6 protein-coding genes and 1 pseudogene are annotated in these 10,328 nt (G+C 46.6%); all 7 read left to right on the forward strand.

The window, feature by feature from the left end; all coding sequences use genetic code 11:
* A pseudogene (locus RT269_RS28155) lies at positions 1–336 on the forward strand (DUF2264 domain-containing protein); the annotation flags it as partial.
* A gap of 77 nt (positions 337–413) precedes the next feature.
* A complete protein-coding gene (locus RT269_RS28160; RefSeq protein ID WP_313187688.1) occupies positions 414–2,195 on the forward strand; it encodes a sensor histidine kinase in 1,782 nt (593 codons plus the stop codon).
* Entirely contained in the window at positions 2,192–3,745 is a 1,554-nt protein-coding gene (locus tag RT269_RS28165) for a response regulator transcription factor (protein ID WP_313187690.1), read from the forward strand. Before RT269_RS28160 ends, RT269_RS28165 begins: the two co-directional genes overlap by 4 nt.
* A 99-nt stretch (positions 3,746–3,844) precedes the next feature.
* Entirely contained in the window at positions 3,845–5,218 is a 1,374-nt protein-coding gene (locus RT269_RS28170; protein ID WP_313187692.1) for an ABC transporter substrate-binding protein, read from the forward strand.
* A gap of 75 nt (positions 5,219–5,293) precedes the next feature.
* Positions 5,294–6,184 (forward strand): carbohydrate ABC transporter permease, encoded by an 891-nt coding sequence (locus RT269_RS28175; RefSeq protein WP_313187694.1) that lies wholly within the window; start codon positions 5,294–5,296, stop codon positions 6,182–6,184.
* Position 6,185: 1 nt separating this feature from the next.
* Positions 6,186–7,019: a carbohydrate ABC transporter permease gene (locus RT269_RS28180; RefSeq protein WP_025232673.1), complete on the forward strand. Its 834-nt coding sequence runs from the start codon at positions 6,186–6,188 to the stop codon at positions 7,017–7,019.
* Between the two features lie 90 nt (positions 7,020–7,109).
* Entirely contained in the window at positions 7,110–10,133 is a 3,024-nt protein-coding gene (locus RT269_RS28185; protein WP_313187695.1) for a glycoside hydrolase family 2 TIM barrel-domain containing protein, read from the forward strand.
* The last annotated feature ends 195 nt before the right edge of the window (positions 10,134–10,328 follow it).

Here is a 10,328-nt window from a genome sequence, read left to right on the forward strand (position 1 = left end):
GTCACCTCTACAATTATTCAGGAAGAATATGGCCATTTAAGAATCCATGAGATTGAGAGAAAGTACGACTGTACTGCCTATGACTGGGGCTTTTCTGTAGAAAAATTCACAGATAATTATGAGCAGAAGGCAGAGGGGAAGGGAGCCTTTGTATCCTCTGGAAAACAGGACTGTTTGGTATCAGGAGAAGGTCCGGAGGCAGCAGGCCTGGTAATAGAGGCTGATCCCAATACCAATGTGCTTTATCCCAATGCTTCCATACCGGCAGTTTCCTATCGCATTAGAAAAGGGGAAACCATCCGGCTGGAAACAAAGGTGGAAAGCATGATCCGTTAGAATGATGCATTGATTTTAAAGTTTTTCCGCGGTATAATAAAGTCATAAACAGGTAGCAGCGAGGAGGGTGTAAGAAGATGTGGATGAATAAAAAGCAGAAATTAAAGGCTTCTTATTATAACAGCTTCTTCGCCCTTATCGTGATTCCTATTCTTCTTATAATCTTACTGTCCATCCTCATTATCCGTACCATGATGGTGGATTCTGCAGTTTTAGGCATCCGGCGTGCCCAGGATAACATTGCCTCTACTCTGGGCGGCGAAGTAAAGGATGTATCCCTCCGTTTATCCCATTTCGTATATGTCAACGACAATGAAGTCATAAAAAATGCTGCAAAAACCAATACAATAGATGTGGCTGAAAAATACCTTTATACGAAGATCCTGACCGAATCCTTTCATTATGCCATGGTTCCGGTGCAGGACATCCTGTCTGCCGTATTTTATATGAAAGACGGGGACCATACGTATATGAAGGATGATATTACCTTAGACAGGGAGGAACTTAGGGCCTCCTCCTGGTATCAGGAGGCTTTGGCGGCACCTAACGTGGTAAAGGTGGGTTTTTATGACCGCAGTGTGACCAATTCCAGAAAAAATGCCTATACCCTGACCATTGCCGCTGGCCTGTCTCCCGGAATGGATGTGGACCGGGACGGGGTCATAGAGATGACGGCGCTGTTTGTCTCATCCAGGACCGGAGGGCTGATAAAAGATTATAATAAGGAACGGATGCTGGGTTCAACCATGATTGCGGACAAGTCAGGAAAGGTCATTTTTGACGCAGAAGGCACGATGGCTCTTTTGCCCCGGAGTATTTCCCTGGAACAGCCCAAATTCCGGTATCAGGCAAGTGGCAGACGGTATATGGGAGTGGTGACCGAGGAACCGGTGACCGGCTTAAAGATCATCAGCGTAGTGTCTTATGAAGCCCTTACAAGAAGCTTTAACAGGACTGCAGCCGTCATTGTAGCGGTTACGCTCTTCCTGTTTGCACTGTTTTACCGTTTCTCCAGCTATTTCTTAAAAAGTATCATTGACCCCATCCACCATACGGTTGAGGGCATGAAAAAGGTGGAAGAGGGAAATCTTCTGGTTCATGTGGAACCAAAGGGGCAGGAAGAACTGCGTATGATGATCCATTCCTTTAACCGTATGACAAGACGGTTAAAACAACTGATACAGGAAAATGAGGAACAGCAGCAGAAAAAGCATGAGGCAGAAATCAGGGCGCTGCAGTCTCAGATCAACCCTCACTTTCTGGTAAATTCCTTAAATTCCATCCGGTTTATTGCCCAGATGTCAAAGTATGAGTCCATTGCCCGCATGGCGGAGGCGCTCATTAAAATATTATCCTGCTCCTTCCGCAGCAATACGGGATTTTATCCGTTAAAAGAGGAACTGGAGGTTTTAGACAGTTTTATCTATCTGATGAAAATCCGTTATTCCGACGGGTTTGATATAAAATATGAAATAGAGGATTCCTGTCTTTCCTGCCTGGTCCCGCGGCTTATTTTACAGCCTGTGGTGGAAAATTCCATTGTCCATGGTTTTAGCGGCCTGATGGATGAAATGGGAATCATCTGGCTGACGGCTCGTGAAGCAGACGGATTTCTGTACCTTGAGATCCGGGATAACGGAAAGGGAATGTCGGAAGAAGAGATGAGCCGGATCCTGAATGGGGAAGAGGAAATAGAAGGGAAAAAGGATCATGTAAGCATCGGAATCACCAATGTAAAAACCAGGCTAACGCTTAATTATGGAGAGAGCTGTGAATTTGAGATGGAAAGCGGAAAAGGCCGGTTCACAAGAACCTCCATCCGCATTCCCATAAGAAGAAAGGAACCGGAAGACCAATGAGAAATGTCCTGATCGTGGATGACGATACCATAGTACGGATTACCCTGCGCTCCCTGATCAACTGGGAAGAGATGGGGTATCAGATTGCCGCGGATGCCATTCATGGCCAGCAGGCATTGGAATATATCAAGGATCACCCGGTGGATTTAGTGATCACCGATATGAAGATGCCGGTTATGGATGGGATCGGCCTCTTAGAGGAGTTAAACCGTTTGAAAACCATGCCGGCAGTACTTGTTTTAAGCGGTTATGACGATTTCAAGCTGGTCCGGGATGCCTTCCGTCTGGGAGCCTGCGATTACCTGTTAAAGACCGGATTAACAGAGGAAACCCTTGCAGCCATGCTGAAACGTTTGGATGAAGAGGTCTTTCACGATCACAGCAATGAGACAGGGGGAGAGAAAAATCCGGTGGCAAAAGTCCCGGATGCTGTCCTTCTTGTAGATATGGCCATGGGAAGAAGGTCCCTTGATGAAACTTTTTTTAAACAGGAATACCTGGTGATGCAATTTGAAATAGAAGATTTCCACAAGGCATCGGCCCGTTTTGGAGAGGATTTTGAAGAGGAACTGATAAAGCCCATGTTGGAACTGGCCGGACAGATCCCCAGGGTGGCATCCCGCTGCATTCTTGGAGCAGTGGCGCCTTCCCGCTATTGTTTGCTGTACCGCATCACTGATCCGGAGCAGTATAGGGAAAATGCAGTTTCTGCCTGTAAGCAGTTATGCAATGTGTGGAAGCATTTTATGAATCTCTCCGTCTCCGCAGGGATCAGCAGGCCGGGAAATGGAACAAAGGATTTCTTACCCCGGTTTGAGGAGGCAGGAGAGCAGTTAAGGCTTAAGTATTTAAAGGGGAAAGGGAAGATCTGCGATCCATGGGAAAAGGATACGGTCTCCTTCCAAAAGGTCCGTCAGGCCGGGCAGGATTATGAAAAGCTTTTAAAGGGACTGATGGTAGGCGATGAGCTGGCCGTATGGTCGGAAAAGAAAGGTTTATTTTCCGAACTTTACAAAATGGAATTAAAAGCTGCCAAAAAGGTCTGCCTCCATCTCATCTGCAGCATAGCCTGGCAGCTTTCCGATAACCATGATGATATCAGTGCCCTGTTTGCAGAAGAGGTCAATTATTATGAGAAAATCGGCCGTTTGGATGAAATGCGGAGCCTGGAATTATGGCTGAATAATTATTTCCGCTGGATCATGGATTATAATGCACACCACGCGGACCGGAAGCAGGCGGATATGATGATCCGGGCAAAACGGTTCATTATGGATAATTATGCCAATCCGGAGCTGACACTGGGAAGCGTGGCAAGTTTTATCGGTCTGAATGAAAAATATTTCAGCACCAGATTTACGAAAGAAGAGGGGATGACCTTCAGCAACTATTTGACCGAGGTCCGCATTCGAAAGGCAAGGGAGCTGATGGAGACAACGGATCTAAAGATTTATGAAATCAGTCAGAGCGTTGGCTATAATAGCGTGGAGCATTTTACCAGAGTATTTAAAAAGCTGTGCAAAGTAAGTCCGGGCGGGTACCGGAAATAAAGACCTGACGATATATCAAGTTTTCAAACCATATCTCATGGAGAAGGCTGTTTTGAAATGGTAAGATACTATCATCAAAACAAGGGAGGTATTACAGAAATGAGAAAACGAGTGTTGGCTTTGGGGCTTTGTGCAGCGATGGCAATAGGAGCTATGACCGGCTGTTCCTCATCAAATGGAACCGGGGAAACTCCAAAAGAGACCACGGCTAAAGGTCAGGAGGGGGCTCAGACAGAAGAGGGAAAGCCGGAGGCAAAGGAAGACTTAAAAGGAAGTCTGGTATTTGCCATCTGGGACAACAACCTGATGGATTATATTGATGAAAATGATATGGTTGGGAAATTCCAGGAGAAATATCCCAATGCAGATATTGAAGTTGAAAAGATCAAGGATGATTCCGAATACTGGAATGCCATGAAGATGAGAACGTCAGCAAACCAGCTTCCGGATGTTATGTTTAACAAGCCCTTCACATTATCCAGGTTCAAGGACTATCTGGTGGATTTATCCGGGTTGGAAGCAGCAAAAAACAATGAACTGGCCTCCGGGTACGCAATGGATGGCAAGGTTTTGGGTATTCCAATGACAGCGGGATATGAATACGTTTATTATTGGAAAGACATGTTTAAGGAAGCTGGTGTTGAGGTTCCTACCACATGGGAAGATTTTGAGAAAACAGCCCAGACCCTTCAGGATTATTACGGGAAAAACGACCCGGATTTCATGGCTATCGCCCTTGGCGCAAAGGATGAATGGCCGGATTATCCGTACATGGAATTTATGCCTGCACTTCAGGGCGGCAACGGACAGAACTGGAATGACATGGCAAAGACAGATGCTCCGTTCGCAGATGGAACCGACATTAACAAGGCATATCATAAGGTTTACAGCTTATTCAGCAAAAATGTGTTCGGCAAAGATCCTCTTGGTATGGGCAACGATCAGGTGACATCCCTGTTTGCCCAGAAAAAAGCGGCTATCATTGCTCTGGGAGACTGGGGCTTACAGAACATTCAAAGCGGTACCGATGATGCTTCGGAACTTGGCACCTTCTACCTTCCGGTAAGAGATTCCAAAGACGATCCTTTCCGTGTCATCGTACAGGGCGACTCCTTTATGGGTGTAACCACTCACAGCAAGAATCCGGAGCTGGCAAAGGCTTTCGTAGAATGGTTTTACAGCGAAGAATGGTACCCGGGATATATCAATTATGTAACCAGCGCATCTTCCATGAAGAATTTCCCCAAAGAAAAGGACCCGACTCTTGCCCAGGCAGATGAGCAGCAGCCGGAAAAGGAACTGGTTATGTATGACGGCGGCGGAGACAATTTCCAGGCGATCCAGAACGATATCGCATTTGATTACAAGAAGCTGGGCGCCCAGATGTTTACCAATGGCTTTGATTTAAAAGCGGAACTGGATGGACTCAATACAAAATGGGCAGAAGCCAGAACCAAGCTTGGAATTAAATAAACAGAATGAAAATGGGGACAGGGTGATGGAAGCCCTGCCCCCGTTTCTTCCAAGGACTTAAATCAGGAGGTAACTATGAATTCTCTGGAAAGACAGAAAAAAAGATTTATTGTATGCGCCCTTGTTGTTCCAATGGTACTGCTCATCGGGTTTGTGGTGCTTCCGGCCTTTGACTTAATCCGCATGAGCTTTACAAACTGGGATGGATACTCCAAAACCTATGATCAAATCGGTTTTGGCAATTATACAGCCATGTTCCGGAACAGGGATTTATGGCTGTCACTCCGAAACAATGGGGTGTATTTTTTCGGACATCTGATATTCATTCCCATTGAGCTGATGTTTGCAGTGCTGTTAACCTCAAGGCTCAGGGCATCAAAGTTTTATAAAACCATGGTTTTTATGCCATATATCATCAACGGGGTTGCAATTTCCTATGCCTTTTCCTATTTCTTTTCACCTATAAACGGAGCATTTGATGAGATATTAACCGTATTTCATCTGGAGAGCCTGATAAGAAACTGGCTGTCTGACCCTAAAATCGTCAATTTCGTGCTGGCTTTTGTCTCCCTGTGGAGATTTTCCGGGTACCATGTCATTCTCTTTATGGCGGCCCTGCAGTCTCTTCCCCAGGATGTACAGGAAGCGGCCAGAGTGGATGGAGCAAATGCCTGGCAAATGTTCAAGTACATTCAGATACCGTCGATTATGCTCATGGTGGATTTTGTTCTTTTTGATAACATCCGGGGCGCTCTTCAGGTATTTGATATCCCCTATGTCATGACCAGCGGAGGACCGGGATATGCCTCCTCCACCTTTACCCTCTATACCATTGATACGGCCTTTAAATACAGCAACTTCGGCCTTGCTTCCACCATGGCGGTGGCGATCATGGTCATGATCGTTGTCATTTATCTGGTTCAGAACAAGATCATTCACGGAATTCTGAAGGGGGGAAGAAAATAAGATGAAAAGACGTACAATGGAACAGGGATTAAAACAGATCATTTGCATGGGAATGGTCCTGGTCGTTCTGGCGCCTATCCTTCTGACCCTGTTTGCCGCTTTCAAGACAAAGGCGGATATGGTGAATACCTCTCCCCTGCTTTTGCCGCCCATGGAAAGGATCACTTTCTCAAACTTTCAAAAGGTGGTGGGAGATAAATATCTCCTGATAGGTTTTAAGAATACGGGCATCATACTTGCAGTCAGTATTCTGTTTAACGTGTTGTTTGGAACCATAACCGCGTTTATTCTGGAGCGTTTTGAGTTTAAGCTTAAAAAAGTGATTATGAGCCTTTTTTTCCTGGGCATGCTGATTCCCAGCTTTGTAACGGAAATTGCCAGATTTAAAATCATTAACGGCATTGGCCTTTACAATACTCTTGGGGCACCCATCGTGATTTATGTGGCATCGGATCTGATGCAGCTTTATATATACCGGCAGTTCATTTCTACCCTTCCGGTGTCTCTTGATGAAAGCGCGCTCCTGGACGGCTGTTCTTATTTCGGCCTGTTTACGAGGATCATTTTTCCTCTGTTGGCGCCTGCCACAGCTACCGTGGTGATCATCAAGGCAATTACCATCATCAATGATATGTATATTCCATACTTATATATGCCAAAGAACAAGCTTCGTACGTTAACCACCTTTTTAATGAATTATGCCAATGCCCAGCAGGGATCGTGGCAGAAGCTGGCGGCAGGCATCATCATCATCATGCTGCCGACGATCCTAATCTATATTTTCTTCCAGAAATACATTCTGGCGGGAATCGCTGCCGGGGCGGTGAAGGAATAAAAGATATAGGAAATCGTAAGAAATGCCATGGATTCTTTTAAAGGGGTGGATTATAATGGACTTAATATTTATAGAAGGAGGTTTCTTTCAATGGATCAGAAGACCGCAAAACTGGAATGGCTGGAGGATCCGCGGATTTTCGCGGTAAACCGGCTGGCTGCCCATTCCGATCACTGCTATTATGAAACGGAAGCTGAAGCTCTAAGGGGGATTATGGGACTGAGACAATCCTTAAATGGGATATGGAAAATTTCCTATGCAGAAAATCCTGGGAAGCGGGAAGCGTATTTCTACGAAAGTGATTTTAATCTGGACAGCTTTGGCACCATTGAAGTTCCGGGACATATGGAGCTTAAAGGATATGGCGGATGCCAGTATATCAATACCATGTACCCATGGGATGGTCTGGCTGACTTAAGACCTCCCCATGTTGACTGGCAGAATAATCCGGTAGGAAGCTACTGCCGGGAGTTTGAACTGGAGGAGCCGCTAAAAGGGAAACGGCTGTTCCTGTCCTTTCAGGGAGTGGAAACGGCCTTTTATGTCTGGCTGAACGGAACCTTTATCGGATATTCAGAGGATTCTTTTACACCCTCTGAGTTTGAGATTACGGATGCTGCCCAGCCCGGATCCAACCGCCTTGCCGTGGAGGTCTATAAAAGAAGCAGCGCCAGCTGGATCGAGGACCAGGATTTCTTCCGGTTCTCCGGGATTTTCCGGGAGGTGTATTTATATGCGGTTCCGGAATGCCATGTGGAGGATTTATTCATTCATGGGGACGTATCCGATGACTACCGGGATGGCCTGTTCCGCGGAGAACTGACCCTTACAGGAGAAATAAAGGGAAGCATCCGCGCTGTATTAAAGGACAAGGCTGGGGAAACAGTTGCCTCCTGGGAACCGATTCCGGCAAAGAAAGAAGTGGAATTCTCTGCCCGCATATCCAATGTCCGCCTATGGAGCGGCGAGGACCCATACCGGTATGAACTTACCATCATTTTGTACGATGAGCAGGGAAATGTGAAAGAGATCGTTCCTCAGAAGGTGGGATTCCGCCGTTTTGAAATGAAAGACCGTTTGATGTGTCTCAACGGAAAGCGGATCGTATTCCGGGGAATCAACCGTCATGAATTCAATGTAAGAAGAGGCCGATCCATTACAAAAGAGGATATGATATGGGATATCCGGTTTATGAAGCGCCACAACATCAATGCGGTCAGGACTTGTCATTATCCGGATCAGAGCCTGTGGTATGAACTATGTGATGAATATGGGATTTACCTCATTGATGAGGCGAATTTAGAAAGCCATGGTTCCTGGCAGAAGATGGGAGCCTGCGAGCCCTCATGGAATGTACCCGGAAGCCTGCCTGAGTGGAAGGACTGCGTGGTGGACCGGGCAAAGTCAGTGCTGGAACGGGACAAAAACCATCCCAGTGTGCTGATCTGGTCCTGTGGCAATGAGTCCTATGCAGGAGAGGACATTCTGGCTATGTCAGAGTTTTTTGGGGAACGGGATCCTTCCAGGCTGGTTCACTATGAGGGCGTGTTCTGGAACCGGGAATTTGACCGTACCAGCCATATGGAAAGCCGGATGTATGCCAAGTCATTAGAGGTAGAGGAATATTTAAATGCAGATCCGGGGAAGCCTTTTATCCTTTGTGAATACATGCACGCCATGGGCAATTCTCTTGGCGGGATGAAGAAGTACACGGATTTAGAAGACAGGTATGAGATGTATCAGGGCGGCTTTATCTGGGATTATATTGACCAGTCTCTGATGAAAAAGGACGCTTACGGCAAGGAGCATATGACCTATGGCGGGGATTTTGGCGACAGGCCCACGGATTACAGCTTCTGCGGAAACGGGATCGTTTATGCAGACAGGACCATCTCTCCAAAGGCCCAGGAGGTAAAATACCTGTATCAGGATATCCGCCTGATTCCTGACTCCAAAGGCGTATCCATAGAAAACAGAAGATTATTTACAGATACCTCTGACCTTGAGTTTGTATATTCGGTTTTAAAGGACGGGGAGCCGGTTTATCAGAAGAGCTTTGATGCATTGGTAAAGCCTTTGGACACAAGGTATGAAACCGTCCAGTTACCGGATTTCACAGAGCCGGGGGAATATGCCTTTCAGGTTTCGGCTCTTCTTAAAAGTGATACCTTATGGGCAGATTCCGGCTATGAAACAGCCTTTGGCGAGGCGGTCTCAGTCATAGAAGGGCAGCAGGAGAAATGCTGCGGACAGCCTCTCAACGTAATTCATGGCGACGTCAACATCGGCGTTATGGGAGATGGCTTCCGGATCTTGTTCTCCAAGCAGGAAGGCGGTATCGTTTCCCTGGTTTACGACGGAAAAGAATGGGTCGGAAGACCGATGATGCCGGTGTACTGGAGGGCGACTACGGATAATGATAAAGGAAATAAATTTTCCGTGGAAAGCTCTGTATGGTATGGGGCAGGCAGGTTCCCTTATTATGAGAATTGTACGGTGGAAGAGAAGGAAGGAAGCATAAAGGTGATCTATACCTATGAGCTTTCTACTGTTCCCAAGGCATCAACAGAGGTTACCTACGAAGTAGATGGAAGGGGAGCGATTCATGTAAGTGCCGTATTCCGGGGGCAAAAGGGATTGCCAGAGCTTCCTGCCTTTGGAATGAGGCTCATTACACCGGAAGCAGCTAAGAAATTCACCTGGTATGGAAGAGGACCTGAGGAGAATTACTGCGACAGGAATGAAGGCGCGAGGCTGGGAATCTATGAGGATACGCCGGATAACAACCTTTCCCGTTATCTGGTGCCTCAGGAGTGTGGCAACAGGACCGGAGTCCGCTGGCTTAAGATAGCGGACATGGAGGGTCATTCCATCAGTTTTTGCGCAGCAGGTCAGGCGTTTGATGCTTCCGTACTTCCCTATACGGCGGAGGAACTGGAATCGGCTACCCATAGAGAGGAGCTTCCGGCACCAAGATATACGGTAGTGAACATTTTAGGCGCCATGAGAGGCGTCGGCGGCGATGACAGCTGGGGAGCGCCGGTTCACCGGGAGTACTGCATAAGCGGGGAAGAAGAGCTTGTAACAGAATTTATTATTGAAAGAAGATCATAAAAGCAGGCGGCAGACGGCAGGAGTTTGAGAAAATTCTTACGGTCTGCCGCTTTTATTTCTGTGAGAGAAAAATTAAAGTTATTGATAAAAATAATCAGGTAATGCCATCCTTTTTTCAAGATATTGTATTATAATAGAATTGGATTGGCTGGATTGGCTGGATTGGCTGGATTGGCTGGATTGGCTGGATTGGCT

The organism is Lacrimispora sp. (assembly GCF_032078915.1).
Taxonomy (GTDB): domain Bacteria; phylum Bacillota; class Clostridia; order Lachnospirales; family Lachnospiraceae; genus Lacrimispora.

What these genes read in the sequence shown, in the direction of transcription:
- RT269_RS28160 (WP_313187688.1), top strand. Translation starts at nt 414, where the DNA reads ATGTGGATGAATAAAAAGCAGAAATTAAAGGCTTCTTATTATAACAGC.
- RT269_RS28165 (WP_313187690.1), top strand. Translation starts at nt 2,192, where the DNA reads ATGAGAAATGTCCTGATCGTGGATGACGATACCATAGTACGGATTACC.
- RT269_RS28170 (WP_313187692.1), top strand. Translation starts at nt 3,845, where the DNA reads ATGAGAAAACGAGTGTTGGCTTTGGGGCTTTGTGCAGCGATGGCAATA.
- RT269_RS28175 (WP_313187694.1), top strand. Translation starts at nt 5,294, where the DNA reads ATGAATTCTCTGGAAAGACAGAAAAAAAGATTTATTGTATGCGCCCTT.
- RT269_RS28180 (WP_025232673.1), top strand. Translation starts at nt 6,186, where the DNA reads ATGAAAAGACGTACAATGGAACAGGGATTAAAACAGATCATTTGCATG.
- RT269_RS28185 (WP_313187695.1), top strand. Translation starts at nt 7,110, where the DNA reads ATGGATCAGAAGACCGCAAAACTGGAATGGCTGGAGGATCCGCGGATT.